The 15,600-nt window shown below is 73.0% G+C and carries 14 protein-coding genes; 12 read left to right on the top strand and 2 right to left on the bottom strand.

Translation table 11 applies throughout. The features are described 5' to 3' along the window. The 5 genes from ACWGJO_RS37405 to ACWGJO_RS37425 form a co-directional block, all read left to right on the top strand. The coding region (locus ACWGJO_RS37405; protein ID WP_452190118.1) for a glycerophosphodiester phosphodiesterase at positions 1–923 on the top strand (923 nt) is incomplete at its 5' end. Positions 924–933: 10 nt separating this feature from the next. Beyond that, positions 934–1,467, top strand: coding sequence for a hypothetical protein (locus ACWGJO_RS37410; RefSeq protein WP_452190119.1), 534 nt, complete (start codon positions 934–936; stop codon positions 1,465–1,467). A gap of 114 nt (positions 1,468–1,581) precedes the next feature. After that, positions 1,582–2,076 carry an RICIN domain-containing protein gene (locus ACWGJO_RS37415; protein ID WP_452190120.1) on the top strand — a complete coding sequence of 165 codons (495 nt, stop codon included), beginning with the start codon at positions 1,582–1,584 and terminating at the stop codon, positions 2,074–2,076. A gap of 197 nt (positions 2,077–2,273) precedes the next feature. Next, positions 2,274–3,242 carry a D-2-hydroxyacid dehydrogenase family protein gene (locus ACWGJO_RS37420; RefSeq protein ID WP_452190121.1) on the top strand — a complete coding sequence of 323 codons (969 nt, stop codon included), beginning with the start codon at positions 2,274–2,276 and terminating at the stop codon, positions 3,240–3,242. Between the two features lie 41 nt (positions 3,243–3,283). Beyond that, on the top strand, positions 3,284–4,327 hold the full coding sequence (locus tag ACWGJO_RS37425; RefSeq protein ID WP_452190122.1) for a hypothetical protein: 1,044 nt from the start codon (positions 3,284–3,286) through the stop codon (positions 4,325–4,327). Here ACWGJO_RS37425 and ACWGJO_RS37430 read toward each other — a convergent pair. Beyond that, on the bottom strand, positions 4,320–5,915 hold the full coding sequence (locus ACWGJO_RS37430) for a M4 family metallopeptidase (RefSeq protein WP_452190123.1): 1,596 nt from the start codon (positions 5,913–5,915) through the stop codon (positions 4,320–4,322). The genes ACWGJO_RS37425 and ACWGJO_RS37430 overlap by 8 nt on opposite strands. A 159-nt stretch (positions 5,916–6,074) precedes the next feature. On the opposite strand from ACWGJO_RS37430, the gene ACWGJO_RS37435 reads away from it, so the two are divergent. Together ACWGJO_RS37435 and ACWGJO_RS37440 are read left to right on the top strand one after the other, a co-directional pair. Continuing rightward, the gene (locus ACWGJO_RS37435; RefSeq protein ID WP_452190124.1) at positions 6,075–6,476 is read left to right on the top strand and encodes a GNAT family N-acetyltransferase; all 402 of its coding nucleotides are present in this window, start codon (positions 6,075–6,077) and stop codon (positions 6,474–6,476) included. Between the two features lie 75 nt (positions 6,477–6,551). Further along, on the top strand, positions 6,552–7,880 hold the full coding sequence (locus ACWGJO_RS37440) for a hypothetical protein (protein ID WP_452190125.1): 1,329 nt from the start codon (positions 6,552–6,554) through the stop codon (positions 7,878–7,880). Between the two features lie 12 nt (positions 7,881–7,892). Here ACWGJO_RS37440 and ACWGJO_RS37445 read toward each other — a convergent pair whose 3' ends face one another. Then, complete coding sequence (locus tag ACWGJO_RS37445; protein WP_452190126.1) at positions 7,893–10,076, bottom strand: amino acid adenylation domain-containing protein; 2,184 nt, start codon at positions 10,074–10,076, stop codon at positions 7,893–7,895. 204 nt (positions 10,077–10,280) lie between these two features. On the opposite strand from ACWGJO_RS37445, the gene ACWGJO_RS37450 reads away from it, so the two are divergent. The 5 genes from ACWGJO_RS37450 to ACWGJO_RS37470 all read left to right on the top strand — a co-directional run bounded on the left by ACWGJO_RS37450 (position 10,281) and on the right by ACWGJO_RS37470 (position 15,517). After that, positions 10,281–11,105: an ABC transporter ATP-binding protein gene (locus ACWGJO_RS37450; protein WP_452190127.1), complete on the top strand. Its 825-nt coding sequence runs from the start codon at positions 10,281–10,283 to the stop codon at positions 11,103–11,105. A 129-nt stretch (positions 11,106–11,234) separates the two neighbouring features. Continuing rightward, positions 11,235–12,383, top strand: a complete 1,149-nt coding sequence (gene efeO / locus ACWGJO_RS37455; protein WP_452190128.1) for an iron uptake system protein EfeO — start codon at positions 11,235–11,237, stop codon at positions 12,381–12,383. A gap of 111 nt (positions 12,384–12,494) precedes the next feature. Beyond that, positions 12,495–13,796 (top strand): iron uptake transporter deferrochelatase/peroxidase subunit, encoded by a 1,302-nt coding sequence (efeB, locus tag ACWGJO_RS37460; protein WP_452190129.1) that lies wholly within the window; start codon positions 12,495–12,497, stop codon positions 13,794–13,796. A 46-nt stretch (positions 13,797–13,842) separates the two neighbouring features. Continuing rightward, positions 13,843–14,691 carry an iron uptake transporter permease EfeU gene (gene efeU, locus ACWGJO_RS37465; protein ID WP_452190130.1) on the top strand — a complete coding sequence of 283 codons (849 nt, stop codon included), beginning with the start codon at positions 13,843–13,845 and terminating at the stop codon, positions 14,689–14,691. Between the two features lie 217 nt (positions 14,692–14,908). Continuing rightward, on the top strand, positions 14,909–15,517 hold the full coding sequence (locus ACWGJO_RS37470; RefSeq protein ID WP_452190131.1) for a DUF4232 domain-containing protein: 609 nt from the start codon (positions 14,909–14,911) through the stop codon (positions 15,515–15,517). Positions 15,518–15,600: the final 83 nt, after the last annotated feature.

A 15,600-nucleotide genomic window follows, 5' to 3' on the forward strand; every position in this document is an offset into this window, starting at 1 on the left:
ACCCCCGACACCCCCGGCAGCGGCGCCGTCGGACCGTTCTCGTCGCCGCGCTGCTCGGGGCCGCCGTCGGCGCCGTCGCGCTCGCCGGGGCACCACTGCGGTCGGCCGCCGCACCCGCCGCCGCCCCGGCCTCCGCCGCACCCGCCGCAGACACCCGGCTCCGCCCGGCCGGTGCACCGCCGACCGTGTACGCGCACCGCGGCGCCTCCTCCGCCGCGCCGGAGAACACTCTGGTGTCGGACGAGGTGGCCCGCCGGGCGGGCGCCGAGTGGGTCGAGAATGACGTCCAGCCCAGCAGGGACGGCGTCCCGTACGTGCTGCACGACGACACCGTGGACCGCACCAGCGACGGCACCGGCCGGATCCGCGAGCTGACCGCCGCCCAGCTCGACACCCTGGACGCCGGCTCCTGGTTCGCCCCGGCCTACGCGGGCACCCGCCTGCCGACCCTGGCCGCCCAGCTGGAGGACCTGCGCACCCGCGGTGGCCGACTGCTGCTGGAGATCAAGGGGCCGCACAGCCGTGACGAGGTCGCCCGGATCGTCCGGGAGGTGCGCGACCACGGCATGGCCGACCGGGTCATGGTCCAGAGCTTCGAGGTCGACGCCCTGCGCCACACCCGCGAACTGGCCCCCGAGCTGCCGCTCGCACTGCTCCGCTCCACCCTGGACGCCGACCCGGTCGCCACCGCCCGGGACCTGGGCCTGGCCGCCTACCACCCCTCGGACGACGCGCTCTCCGCCCGCCCCGGCGCGGTCGGGGAACTGCACACCGCCGGGGTGGCGGTCAACGTCTGGACGGTCGACCTGCCCGCCCGCTGGAAGGCCCTCACGGCGGCGGGCGTCGACGGGATCATCACCAACCGCCCGGCGGAGCTGGCCGGTTGGGCCGCGGCCTGGTCGGCGTCGGGTGCCGCCGGTTAGGCTGCCCGGCGTGGAGCAGGAGAACGCGGCGGGCGCCCGGCCGGCGAACGACCGGGCCGCGGACGACCGGGCCGCCGAGGAGTGGGTCCGCAGGCACTTCGGCCCGGTCCCGGAGCCGCAGGGCTCGCTGACCGCCTTCGACGGTCGCCTCGTCGTCGACCTGGACACCCGGCTCGTCACCGTGGACGGCCGCGAGGTGCAGCTCGACCGTGCCAATGTCAGGTTGCTGCGCGGCCTGATCGAGCTGGGCGAGGGCGTGCACCAGGCGTACTCGATCATGTGGAAGGTCTACAGCGCACCGTTCCACCCCCATGAGCTGACGTTCCTGATGACGCGGCTGAGGTGGAAACTCGGAGAGCCCTCCTGGATCGTGCGAACCGAGGAGGGCTACGGCCTGCGGCCCCCGGAACTGCGGCAGCCGGACGGCTGTCGAATATTCGGGGACGAACTTCTTTCTGGCCGACCCGGATACATGGTTCTGATCAGCCCTGCGGTTGCACGGACGTCGACGATGCCAGAAATAATTCAGCGCCCACGACGATGACTTCACCGCTGCACAGGGCTCCGAAATGCATGCCACCCGAACGGCCCGTCTCGCAGAGCGGTTCGCATATCTCGCTGCGATCCTCGACGAAGCGGTAGGACGTGCGAGCCGGCAATGGAGGTCGCCATCAAGGCCAAACTCCGCATCGCAGCAGCCGCCCTTGTTTCGCTCGGCCTGGCGCTGGCCACTGCGCCTGGAACCGCATACGCGGACCAGGGGCAGGTCATCAGGCTGAGGAATGTGGCCCACGACAAGTGCCTGTACTTCCGTGCGGCTTTCGGGAAGCACGTCGGTGTCTACCCCTGTGTGGGATATTCGGATCAACGCTTCGAACTCCGCTGGCCGGGGAACAATCTTGTCGACCTGTACAACGTGGACTACAAGTCCTGCCTGAACATCTATACGCTGGAGGGCTCGGAGGTCGAAGGGGGGTATTGTGGGAATCTCAATGCCGACCTCCATGTCGAGGGGTCGCTCAGTCCAGGGAGCATCGTCAAGCTCTACATTCTGTACGACGGGACCAAGTACTGCCTGGATTACAACACGGAGGTCCTGTCCTGGAGGTGTCACAACATTGACCGCCAGGAATGGGAAGTGCTGAGCGGGTAGCGGCGACCGCAATTTCCTTCGGCCGGACAGCAGACCCCGGAACAGGGTCTGCTGTCCGGCGCCGCTGGTTTCCTCGGGCGGCGCCGACGTACCCCCTCCGCAGGGCGGTCCGGCACCGCCGCCGTCCTGGGCCGGACCCGCCGCCCCGGGCCCGACCCGCCGCGCCGGGTGGCGGAGGCCTCTGCGAGAGTGCGGGCATGACGCCTCCGATCCTCAGCTGCGCCGTCCTGGACGACTACCAGGGCGTCGCCACCAGCAGCGCCGACTGGTCCCCGGTGGCGGGCCGGGTCTCGGTGACGGCCTTCCGCGAGCACTTCGGCTCGGAGGAGGAGCTGGCCGCCGCGCTCGCCGGGTTCGACATCGTGGTCACCCTGCGCGAGCGGGTGCCCTTCCCGGCCTCGCTGTTCGCCCGGCTGCCGCGGCTCCGGCTTCTGGTCGCCTCCGGGATGCGCAACACGGCGATCGACCTCGCGGCCGCGCAGGCGCACGGGGTGACGGTCTGCGGCACCGCCGGCTCGGGCACCCCGCCGGTCGAGCTGACGTGGGCGCTGCTGCTCGGACTGGCCCGCGGCATCGTCCAGGAGAACACCGCGCTGCGCGAGGGCGGCCCCTGGCAGAGCACCGTCGGCGCCGACCTGCACGGCCGAACGCTCGGGCTGCTCGGCCTCGGCCGGATCGGCGGCCGGGTGGCCCGGGTCGGCCTGGCGTTCGGCATGGACGTGGTGGCCTGGAGCCGGAACCTGACCGACGAGCGGGCCGCCGGGGCGGGCGTGCGGCGCGCGGCCGACAAGGAGGAGCTGCTCAGCGAGAGCGACTTCGTCTCGATCCACCTCGCCCTCAACCAGGGCACCCAGGGGCTGATCGGCGCGGCCGAGCTGGCCCTGATGAAGCCCGGGGCGTATCTGGTCAACACCTCCCGGGCGGCGATCGTCGACCAGGACGCGCTGCTCACCGCGCTCACCGGCGGCCGGATCGCGGGCGCGGGCGTCGACGTCTTCGACATCGAACCGCTGCCCGCCGACCACCCGATGCGCACCGCTCCCCGGCTGCTGGCCACCCCGCACCTGGGGTACGTGTCGCAGGACAACTACCGGCGCTACTACGAGGAGGCGGTGGAGGACATCGCGGCTTTCCTGGCGGGCGAACCGATCCGTCGGCTGGGCTGACGCCTCCTGCGCCCGGGAGTGCTCCGCCGCATACTGACGGCATGACGGGTGGAGACGGCGGCGGGGCCGCGGGCCGGCGCGGGGTGCTGCGGGCGGGCGCGGCGGCGCTGGTGCTGGGTGCGGCGGGGTGTACGAGCGGGAGCAGGCCGCGGGCCGCGACCACCGGCCCGGCCGCCACGACGCCCGCCGTCACGACGCCCGCCGTCACGAGCAGTGCCGGAACGCCCGCGCGCACACCGACCCCGCTGCCCCGGCCGCCCCTCTGGCAGCCCGGCCCCGGCGAGATCCAGCCCGACGTCAAGCGCCGCGCCGTCGAGCTGGTCGCCGCGCTCGGCTCCTGGCCGCCCGGCGGGCAGGGCACGGAGGCGGCCCGTGCCCGGGTGGCGGCGCTCGGCCTGCCGCCCGCGCTGGCCGACGCCGCGGGTCCGCTCGCCCCGGCGGCGGCCGAGGCGAGCCTGGAGGTGATCGTCGCCCAGTACGGCGGCATCCTCGACGACTCGGCGAGCGTGCTCGTGGTCTGCCGTCAGTGGACGCGCGGCCCGGACGGTTCGGTGGCCGAGGGCGGCACCACGGTGGACGTCCGGCTGAGCCGGGCCGAGCCGCGCTGGACGGTCACCGAGCTGCACCCGGGAGCGGCGGGCCCGGCGGCCGCCGCACCTCCGCCCGCGGTGGCCCGGGTGCTGGCCGAGCCCCGGATCGAGCTGCCGCCCGAGGCCGCCGCCGACCTGCGCAGCGGCACCGTGCACGACAGCGTGCTGGAGGCGATGCTGCGGCTGGCCGGCCCGTACACGCTCTCGGTGAGCGTGGTGCGGACCGGCCACCCGCTGGACGTCTTCGGGACGACCCGGCCCAGCGACCATCCGCTGGGCCGGGCCTTCGACGTCTGGCGGATCGACGGGCTGCCCGTGGTCGACCCGGGTACGTCCCGGCAGCTGGTCGAGTCCTTCATGCGGGACGCGGCCGCCGCCGGTTCGTACAACGTGGGCGGGCCGGTGGCGATCCCGGGCGCCGGCAACCAATTCTTCACCGACGACACCCACCACGACCACTGCCACGTGGGCTTCAACCACTGGACAATCAGCTGACGTTGACCCCGCTCCAGGCCGCCGCGACCGCGTTGTACTCGGTGCTGGAGGCGCCGTACAGGTCGCGGGCCGCGTTCAGGGAGGCGGCGCGGGCGCCCTTGTAGTTGGTGGTGGAGGTCATGTAGACGGTCAGCGCGCGGTACCAGATCTTGGCGATCTTGTCGTGGCCGATGCCGGTCACCGCGGAGCCGTTGCAGGTCGCGCTGTTGTAGGTGACGCCGTTGATGGTCTTGCTGCCGCTGCCCTCGCTGGCCAGGTAGAACCAGTGGTTGCCGACGCCCGAGGAGTAGTGCACGTCGAGCTTGCCGACGCTGCTGCTCCAGCAGTCGGCCGAGGAGCCGTCCAGCGAGGGCTTGTCGAAGCGGCGCAGCCACGGCGGGGTGGACTGGTCGCTGAACAGGTAGTCGCCGGTGTCGACGCTGTTGTTGGCGTACCACTCGACCATGGTGCCGAAGATGTCGCTGGTGGACTCGTTGAGGCCGCCGGACTCGCCGCTGTAGCGGAGGTTGGCGGTGGCGCTGGTGACGCCGTGGGTCATCTCGTGGCCCATGGTGTCGAGGTCGACCTGCTCCGGGTCGCTGCTGCCGTTGCCGTCGCCGGTCATCATGCAGAAGCAGCTGTCGGACCACTGGGCGTTGTCCCAGTTGGTGCCGACGTGGACGAAGACGGTGGCGCCCTTGCCGTCGTTCTTGATGCCGCTGCGGCCGTGGACGTTCTTGTAGTAGTCGTACGTCCAGGCGGTGTTGGCGTGGGCGTCGACGGCGGCGGTGGAGCGGTCGGTGGAGAACTTCTTCCCGTCGCCCCAGACGTTGGTGGTGCTGTTGAACGCGGTGCCGGAGGTGGCCTTGAGCGAGCTCGCGGAGAGGTTGTTGGCGTCCTTGGTGACGTGGCCGCGGACCGGGTCGGTCAGGGTGTAGCCGCCGCCGGTCTTTGCGGTGGTGTCGATGCTGATCCTGCCGGTGTACTCGGAGTTCCCGGTGCCGGTCGCCTGGTGCTCGGCGTCGTAGGACTCGATCTGCTCGCCGGTGGTGGCGTCGGTGACGACGATCTTGCCGGCCGGCTCGCCGTGCGCGCCGGTGCCCGCGACGGTGGTGCGCCAGGCCAGCCGGGGCGTTCCGTCGGCGGCCCAGACGACCAGCTCGGGGGTGCTGACGGCGTCCTGGACGCCGGGGGCGGCGGCGAGCGCGCCGGCCGCGCCGGACTGCGCGGTCACCTTCGGGACGGTCGACTTCACGGCGGCGTCGTGGGCGGCCGCGCGGGAGGAGTCCTTGAGCCTGCCCTTGGCGTCCTGGTGGACGACCAGGTCGCCGCCGACCACCGGCAGGCCCTGGAAGGTGCGGTCGAAGCGGACGTGCGAGGCGCCGTCGGCGTCCAGCACGACGTCCTTGAGCACGAGGTCCTGGCCGGCGCCGAAGCCGAACACCCCCGCGTTGTGGGTGACGTTGGCGCGGGCCTGGGATATCGCGGCCTCGCGCGGGGCGGTGGCGGCGGAGGCCGTGGCGGCCGGGACGGTGGCGCCGGCGAGGGCGGCGACGACCGCGACGGCTCCGGCCACGCGGGCACGGCGGGAGGAAGGCGTGGGGGTCACTCTGACTCCAGTGGGGGTAGCTGTGCAGGGAAAGGAGCTGCGTCAGAGATTGACCGGGGTCAGTCAGATTCAGCTAGAGGGAAGGTCATAACTTTGCCAAGTCGTGTCCTTCGTCGATAAAAAATGATCAAAACTTAACAATGGCTCTACAGTGCCGTCGTGACGATCGACTACCTGTGGCGCGGCCCGCTCACCGACCCCGAACTCGACACCCTGCACGCCGAAGGCTTCGGCCACCCCGGGGAACCGGGCGACCGGATCGGCCGCCTGGAACGGCACAGCCTCGGCTGGGTCACCGCCCGGCGCACCGCCGACGACGCCCTGGTCGGCTTCGTCAACCTGGCCTGGGACGGCGGCGCCCACGCCTTCCTGCTCGACACCGTGGTCGCCCCGGACGCCCAGCGGCAGGGCATCGCCACCCGGCTGGTCGCCGAGGCCGCCGACGGCGCCCGCGCGGCCGGCTGTACCTGGCTGCACGTCGACTACGAGCCCCACCTGCGTCCCTTCTACCTCGACGCCTGCGGCCTGCGCCCCACCGACGCGGGGCTGTTGGCGCTCTGACCCCAGGGCCCGGGCCCGCGCCCCACCGACGCGGGGCTGTCGGCGCTCCGACCCCGGGGCCTAGGCTTCCGCCCCATGGACGGATGGGTGGGGGCCTGGACCGGTGGCCGGGCGGCGGTCCACGTGGGCGACGTGGCGGACTTCAACGCGCAGTTCTTCGCACCCGGCACGGACGAGGCCCAGCGTCTGCGCCGGCTGCGGCAGGCGCACCACTACGCCTGCCTGGCCGTCTGCTACAGCCCCGAACCGGCCCTGCTGGTCCTGCCCGCCGAGGTCGCCCCCGAGTGGACCGACTGGCTGGCCCGGGAGTTGGCCTGGGGCCCGGTCGAGGTGCACAGCGGCGTGGCGCCGGAGCGGACGATGGCCGAGGCCCTCGCCGACCGCCCCGCCCTGGCGGCACGGATCGCCGACTCCGGCAGCCCGGTGGTGAGTTGGGGGCGGACGGCCGCGCAGGGCGAGGGGCCCGAGCTGGCCGCCGTCCGCCGCTACGAGTCCAAGGCCGCCGCGCACGACCTGTTCGCCGCCCTCGCCCCCGAGCACCCCGGCATCCGGCTTCCGCGCCAGGAGCGCCCGGAGGGCCGGCGCCGGGCGGCCCGCCGGCTGACCGCCCGCGCCGTGCGGGGGCTGACCACGGTGCTGAAGAGCCCGTACGGCGTCGGCGGCTACGGCACCGTGGTGGTGGAGCCCGCCGAACTGTTCGCGGCGGGCGGCGGCAGGGCGCTGCTGCGGCACCTGGTGCGTACCGAAGTCCTGCCCCCTGACGGCGGGTTGCTGCTGGAGGAGTACGTCGACCCGGGCCCGGCCGCCCGGCTGCGCGACCTCACCTACGACGCCCTGGTCGGCCCGGACGGCACCGTCCACCCGGTCGGCGCCGGGGCCATGGACGTGGCCGGCACCCGCTACCAGGGCGTCACCGTCGGCCCCGGCACGGTGCCGCGCGCCGCCGCCGACACCGCCCGCCGGTTCGCCCTGGCGGTGGGGGAGCGGCTGGCCGCCGAGGGCTACCGCGGCTGGTACGACGTCGACTTCGTCACCGACCGGGAGCGCCGGCTCGCCCCCACCGAGATCAACCTGCGGCTCACCGGCCCGGCCGTCGCCTTCGTGCTGGCCGCCCGCCTCGACCGGGTGCGCGGCCCCGGCCACCTGGTGCGCACCCTGGACGGGATGCCGCTCGGCGCCCGGCTCGCCCCGGCCGCGCTGCACGACCACCTGGAACGGCTGCGCCCGCGCTGCGCCCGGCTCGGCGTCACCCTGCTGCCGTTGATCCCGACCGCCTGCCACGACCCGGAGCCCACCGTGGGCCTCGCCCTCGCCGGGCCGGACGCCGAGGCGCTGGAGGCGGCCGAGGCGCTGGTCGAGGCCGCGAACCAGGGGCTGACCGGGATGTTCGAGGCGCTCAGGTGATGTTCGAGGCGCTCAGAGATGCCGGCCCTTCCTTTCGGCCCCTCCGGATTCGGACTTTTCGCCCCCTCCGACCGGAGGCTGCCAGAGCATGAACCGGATCAGCACCAGCGCCGCGAGCATCAGCGGGACGTTGAACGTGAACACCATCACGGTCTCGCGCAGCCAGTCCGTGGCCTTGGTGAGCCGGTACAGATTGTCCTGCGGCCACCAGTTGACCAGCAGCCAGGTGATCGCCAGGTGGGCCAGCGCCGAGAGCCGGACCGGCCTGCCCTGCCGCAGGACGGCCTCGAAGCCGGCACCGAACCAGACGAGCCCGGCGCCGAACGCCAGGTTCTCGCACAGATAGAGCAGCCGGAACCAGCCGCTGTACGGGGAGGGGACGCCGGTGAGATCGGTCGAGCCGGGGAAGAGCACATCGGTCATCGCCCACGCGCCCGCGGCGAAGATCAGCACGCAGAAGACCGCGCCGCAGCCGCTCCCGAAGTCCGAGTTCCCGGAACCGCCGCCCGCCTTGCCGCCGCTCCGGCCGCCGCCCCCGGTCTTGCCGCCGCTCCGGCCGCCACCGGCCTTGACGGAGCGCCGGGCGGCGTGTCCCGGCGGGGCCGGCAGCGGCAGGGCCGCGCGGTTCAGCTTGCCGGCCCGGGTGCGCGGCAGCTCGGGAACCGGGATGACGGCGGCGGGCACCGACTGGCCCCTGAGCGCGGTCCTCACGTACTGGGAGAGCGACCAGCCGTCGGCGCCGTCCGTACCCGGCTCGGTCACCGCGTAGCCGACCAGCTGCGGTTTCCCCGGCACCGTCTCCACCTCGACGACGGCCGCCTCCCGCACCGCCGGGTGCCCGCGCAGCACGCCCTCCGCGCGGACCGCCGCCCGGACCCGCGCCAGCACGCTTGTCGGCCGTCTCGTGCCGAGCGGTCCGATCACGGTCGCGGCCCGGGCGGTGAACTCCAGCACGCCGTCCGCCCGCAGCACCCCGAGGTCGCCGGTCAGCAGCACCCGGCCGTCCGGGTCGAAGTCCGCCCGGATGAAGCGACGGGCGGTGTCCGTGGGCCGGTTGAGGTAGCCGCGGGTCAGGCCGGCGCCGGCGATCGCGATCTCGCCCGTCATGCCCTGCTTGGCGGGGGTGCGGTTCGGGCCGAGCACGTACACCCGGCTGCCGGGAAAGGGCCGGCCGACCAGCGAGACCCGTTCGGCGCCCTCGGCGGCGGCGGTGCCCTGCGCGTCGAAGTAGGTGCTGTCCACGGTGGCCTCGGCCAGCCCGTAGACGTTCAGCACCCGGGTGCCCGCGCCGAGCAGGCGTTGCAGGCCCAACTGCTCGTCCAGGTACCATTTCTCGGCGCCGACGGTGAGCAGCCGCACCCCGGGCAGCCCGGTGCCGGTCGCGGCCAGCAGGGTGGTCAGGCGGCGGGCGGTGCGGACGTTCAGCTCCAGGACGGTGATCCGCTCCGCGGCCACCAGGGCGGGCAGCGCCCCGAGGTCGGCGGCGCGGTCCAGGGTGAGGTTGAACGGGGTGACCACCAGGGTGGCGCCGGTGCAGAGCGCACGCACCCAGTCGGCGGTGAAGACGTCGAACTCCAGGCTCGCCGTCTGCAGGATCCGGTCCTCGGCGGTCAGCCCGTACACCTCGCGCCAGCCCTCGTACGCGGCCAGCAGGTTGCGGTGCTCGACCAGCGCGCCGACGGGCAGGCCGGTGGAACCGGAGGTGTAGAAGACGCAGGCGAGGTCCCCGGGGCCGGTCTCGGGCGGCGCGAACGGCGCCGTCGCGGGTGTCTCCGTCGTGGGTGTCTCCGTGGTGGGTGTCTCCGTATCGACGCAGACCAGCCGGGCCCTGCCCGCGTCCGCCAGCCGTACCCGGTGGCACTCCTCGGTGACCACCAGGTCCGGCGCGGCGTCCGCGAGCACGTGCCGCAGCAGTGCGTCCGGCGCGGCCGGTTCCAGCGGCACGAACGCCGCGCCCGCCTTCAGCACGGCCAGCAGCGCCACATACACCTCGGTGCCCCGGCCGAGCGCGACCGCCGCCCGGCCGCCCGGGGCCAGGCCCCGTTCCGCCAGCACCGCGGCCAGCCGCCCGGCCCGCGCGTCCAGCTCCCCGTAGCTCAGCTCCCGCTCGCCGCAGCGCACGGCCACCGCCTCCGGCGCCAGCCGGGCCTGCCGTTCGACCAGCGCGTGCAGGGTGTCGACCCGCTCCCCGGTCATCCTCGCCCCCTCGTCCCCGCATCCCCTCGGAGGCACGATCCTCCTCCCAACTCCCTCCGGGCAACAGGGTTCTGGCGCGTCCACCCCTCGGACGTCCGGGCCCGGCCGGGGCCGACGGTTGTACTCTGCACGCGGACGGACGGCGCCGGCCCGTCCGGTGCGGCGCCCCGCCCGCACCCTGCCCGGCGCCGCGATCGGAGTCCCATGAATTCATCCGCCCCCGACTACGCCGGGCCGCTGCTGCGCACCCGGGACGTGGACGTCGTGCGCGACGGCCGCCACCTGCTGCGCGGGATCACCCTGGAGATCCGGCCGGGCGAGCACTGGGCGCTGCTCGGTCCGAACGGCGCGGGCAAGTCCACCCTGCTCGCGCTGCTCGGCGCGGTCTCCCACCCCACCCGCGGCGAGGTGGACGTGCTCGGGCGCCGGCTCGGCCGGGTGGACGTGCGCGAGCTGCGCGCCCACCTCGGGCACGTCAACCCGCGCCACCCGCTGCGTTCGCCGCTGACCGTGCGCGAGGTGGTGCTCACCGGGCACACCAACACCATCGAGCCGGAGTTCCACCGCAAGCCGGCCCCGGAGGCGCTGGAGCGGGCCGAGCGGCTGATCGACACGCTCGGGATGCGCGCGATGGCCGACGCCGCGTGGACCACGCTGTCCCAGGGCGAGCGCGGCCGGGCGCTGATCGCCCGTGCGCTGATGCCCAGCCCCCGGCTGCTGCTGCTCGACGAGCCCGCCACCGGGCTGGACCTGACCGCCCGCGAACTGCTGCTGGACAGTCTGGACCTGCTGCGCCACCAGCATCCGGAGCTGGCCAGCGTGCTGGTCACCCACCATCTGGAGGAGCTGCCGGAGAGCACCACCCACGCCCTGCTGCTGCGCGGCGGCGAGTGCGTCGCGGCCGGGCCGGTGGCGGAGGTGATGACGACGGAGCTGATCAGCGAGACCTTCGGGCACCCGATCAGGATCAGCCGCCACGAGGGCCGCTGGACGGCCCGGGCGGCTGCCCGCCGGACACCGGGAAGGTAACGGTTCAGGGGGTGGGTGTAGACGAAAAATCGTCTTTACGTAAGGTATGCCTTAGCTAATGATGGTCGGCTGGCCCCCAGCCGCCCGCACTGCCATGGCACACCCATGCCCTTTTCCGTTGGAGCCCGCATGTCCGCCCGTCGTCGTTCCACCGCAGCCGCGCTGCTCACCCTCGCCGTGGCGACCGCAACCCTGGCCGGCTGCGCGTCCAAGAAGGACGACAAGGCGGCCTCCTCCGGCGCGGTCACGGTGAACGCGACCGACACCGCGTGCGAGGTCTCCAGGACGACCTTCCCGGCCGGCCACGTCGTGCTGGACATCAGCAACAAGGGCTCCAAGACCACCGAGGTCTACGTCTACGGCGACGGCGACAAGATCGTCACGGAGCGCGAGAACATCGGCCCCGGCACCAAGGCCAGCATCAACGCCGAGATCAAGGCCGGCTCGTACGAGATCGCCTGCAAGCCCGGCATGGTCGGCGACGGCATCCGCCAGAAGATCACCGTCACCGGCGAGGGCGGCAGCGCCGCGCCGGCCGACCCGCGCCTGGCCGCCGCCGTCACCGCCTACCGCACCTACGCCCAGGAGCAGGCCGACGCCACCATCCCGGCCGTCGAGGCCTTCGCCGCCGCGATCAAGTCCGGCGACCTGGAGAAGGCCAAGTCGCTGTACGCGCCCTCGCGCACCGGCTGGGAGCGCACCGAGCCGGTCGCCGAGAGCTTCGGTGACGTCGACCCGAAGACCGACACCCGCGAGGACAAGCTGGAGCAGGGCCAGGAGTGGACCGGCTGGCACAAGCTGGAGAAGTCGCTCTGGGCCGACGCGAAGATCGGCGACGACGAGAAGAAGCTCGCCGACCAGCTGGTCGCCGACCTCAAGGACTGGCAGAAGAAGATCCCCGAGGCCGAGATCACCGCGACCAGCATGGCCAACGGCGCCAAGGAGCTGCTGGACGAGGTCGCCACCAACAAGATCACCGGTGAGGAGGACCGCTACAGCCACACCGACCTGGCCGACTTCCAGGCCAACGTCGAGGGCGCGCAGAAGGCCTACGAGCTGCTGAAGCCGGTCGCCTCCGAGAAGGACGCGGAGCTCGCGAAGACGCTGGACTCCGAGTTCGCCGCCATCAACGCCCTGCTGGCCAAGTACAAGCAGGCCGACGGCACCTTCACCTCCTACGACAAGGTCACCGAGACCGAGCGCAAGGCCTTCTCCGACGCGGTCAACTCGCTGGGCGAGCCGCTGTCGAAGCTGGCCGCCGCCGTGGTCGTCAAGTAACCGGCCACCCCACCCGAAGTACCCCGCCGACGCCGTGGCGGCCCGCGATCCGGGCCCACGGCCTGCGCGGGTCAGCGCACAGTCCAGCACAGCAGAAGGGCCCGCCCGCCGATGGACGCGGAGAACGAGCAGCAGAACGGGACGCCGGCCACCGCCGACGCCGCCGGCACCAGGAGCGCGGTCAGCCGACGCGCCGTCATCGGATGGGCCGGCGCGGGCGTCGCGCTCGGCGCCGCCGCCGTCGGCTCGGTGGCGGCCGCCACCCGGCAGGACGACGCCGTCCCGGTCGCCGCCCCGGTCGGCGCCGAGCTGCCGTTCTACGGCGAGCACCAGGCGGGCATCTCCACCCCGGTCCAGGACCGGCTGCACTTCGCCGCCTTCGACGTCTCCGAGAAGGCCACCCGGGAGTCCCTGGTCAAGCTGCTCAAGGAGTGGACCAAGGCGGCCGCCGCGATGACCGGCGGCCGCGAGGTCGGCACCGGCGCGGTGCCCGGCTCGCCGGAGGCGCCGCCGGACGACACCGGCGAGGCCCTCGGCCTGCCCGCCTCCCGGCTCACCCTGACCATCGGCTTCGGCCCGAGCCTGTTCGAGAAGGACGGCGTGGACCGCTTCGGCCTCCGGGCCAAGCGCCCCGAGGCCCTGATCGACCTGCCGAACTTCAAGGGCGACAAGCTCGACCCGGCCCGCAGCGGCGGCGACCTCTGCGTCCAGGCCTGCGCCGACGACCCGCAGGTCGCCGTGCACGCGATCCGCAACCTGGCCCGGATCGGCATGGGCACCGTCAACATCCGCTGGTCGCAGCTGGGCTTCGGCAAGACCTCCTCGACCACCCTGGACGAGCAGACCCCGCGCAACCTGATGGGGTTCAAGGACGGCACCCACAACATCGCGGGCACCGACACCGGGAAGCTGGCCGACCACGTCTGGGCCGCGCCCGGCGACGGCCCGGAGTGGATGACCGGCGGCTCCTACCTGGTTGCCCGGCGGATCCGGATGCACATCGAGACCTGGGACCGCGCCTCGCTCAAGGACCAGGAGGACACCTTCGGCCGCACCAAGGGCGAGGGCGCCCCGTACGGCAAGGGCAGGGAGCACGACGCGCCGGACCTCAAGGCGATGCCCGCGACCTCGCACGTCGCGCTCGCCCACCCGGACGCCAACGACGGCCTGATGATCCTGCGCCGCGGCTTCTCCTTCACCGACGGCACCGACGGCCTCGGCCGCCTGGACGCCGGGCTGTTCTTCCTCGCGTACCAGCGCGACACCCGCAAGGCCTTCGTTCCGCTGCAGACCCGCCTCGCGGCGAGCGACAAGCTCAACGAGTACATCCAGCACGTCGGCTCCGCCCACTTCGCCTGCCCGGCGGGCGTGCGCAAGCCGGGGGAGTGGTGGGGCCAGGCCCTCTTCGGCTGACCTCACCCGCCCCCGGTACCACCTCTACACCCCCCCAGGAGCCCGCGTGTTCGGCAACTACCTGATCGGCCTGCGCGAAGGCCTCGAAGCCAGCCTGGTCGTCTGCATCCTGATCGCCTATCTGGTCAAGACCGGCCGCAAGGACCGGCTGCCGCCGGTGTGGATCGGCGTCGGCTCGGCCGTGGCGCTCTCCATGGCCTTCGGCGCGCTGCTGCAGTTCGGCTCCTCGCAGCTCACCTTCGAGGCCCAGGAGGCGCTCGGCGGCTCGCTGTCGATCATCTCGGTCGGCCTGGTGACCTGGATGGTGTTCTGGATGCGGCGCACCGCCCGGCACCTGAAGACCGAGCTGCACGGCAAGCTGGACGCGGCGATCGCGATGGGCACCACGGCCCTGGTGGTCACCGCCTTCCTGGCCGTCGGCCGCGAGGGCCTGGAGACCTCGCTGTTCATCTGGACCGCGGTCCAGGCCACCGGCGACGGCTGGAACCCGCTGATCGGCGCCGCGCTCGGCCTGCTCACCTCGGTGCTGCTCGGCTGGCTGTTCTACCGGGGCGCGCTGAAGATCAACCTGGCCAAGTTCTTCACCTGGACCGGCGCGATGCTGGTCGTGGTCGCGGCCGGCGTCCTCGCCTACGGTGTGCACGACCTCCAGGAGGCCGGCTGGCTGCCCGGTCTGCAGAGCACGGCCTTCGACATCTCCAGCACCATCCCCAAGGACAGCTGGTACGGCACCCTGCTGAAGGGCGTCTTCAACTTCCAGCCGGACCCGACGGTGCTCCAGCTGGTGATCTGGCTGCTCTACCTGGTCCCGACCCTGGCCGTGTTCTTCAACGTCCTCGGCGGCGGGAAGAGCGGGAAGCCCGCCCGGCCGGTGGCCGCGAAGCCGGCCGCCTGATCCGGTCCTCCTCCACCCGTACCGCCCCGTCCGGCACCCGCCGGGCGGGGCGGTGTCGTGTGGGCGGCGCCGGTTCGCGCCAGTAGCGGCCGAATCCGGTCAGGAAAAGGAAGAAAACGGTCAGCTCTGACAAACTGCAGCCTCAATGGAACCGTTCTGCCACGGCCTTCGTACTTAGGGTGACAGACCCATGCCATTACTCACCCTTGGGGGGACCATGACCGTTCGCAGGCCTGCCAGGTTAGTCGCCGCCGGTGTCGCCGCCCTCGCGGCGACCGTCCTGCTGACCGCGTGCGACGACGTGAAGTACACCGACGACAAGCCGGGCGACCCGAAGGCGAGCGCCGCCGGGGCCACCGTCCCCGGCGACCCGATGGCCGGCCAGGCGGCCGGTTCGCGGTGCAAGAGCGACGAGATCACCGCCACCGTGCAGCTCAAGGGCGCGGGCTCGGCCATGCTGACGATCAAGAACAAGAGCGACCACAACTGCACCCTGTACGGGTACCCGGGCTTCGGCGGCCTGAAGGCGGACAACAGCGCGGACGCGCTGTCGGCCAACCGCGAGGCCCACCCCGGGCCGGCGGTGCTGGTCACCCTGAAGCCCAACAAGTCCGGCTACGCGGGCCTCAAGTGGAGTGCCTGCGACAAGTCGGACGCGACCTGCCACGCGCTCACCGGCCTCCAGATCACCGCGCCGGACGAGACCACGCCGGTCACCGCCGAGGTGCTCGGCACCGACGGCAAGCCGGCCGGCCAGCTGCTGGTCTCGGCCGCCGGGGTGACCACCGGCACGCTGCAGCCGAACAACGAGAAGGTCCTGTTCTGACCGGTGCTGTCCACCTGATGCCGCTCGGCCGACGACAGTCGCCCGACGACGCACCGGAGCCCCCGGGGCGGTTCGACGAGAAC

The organism is Kitasatospora sp. NPDC054795 (genome assembly GCF_053611565.1).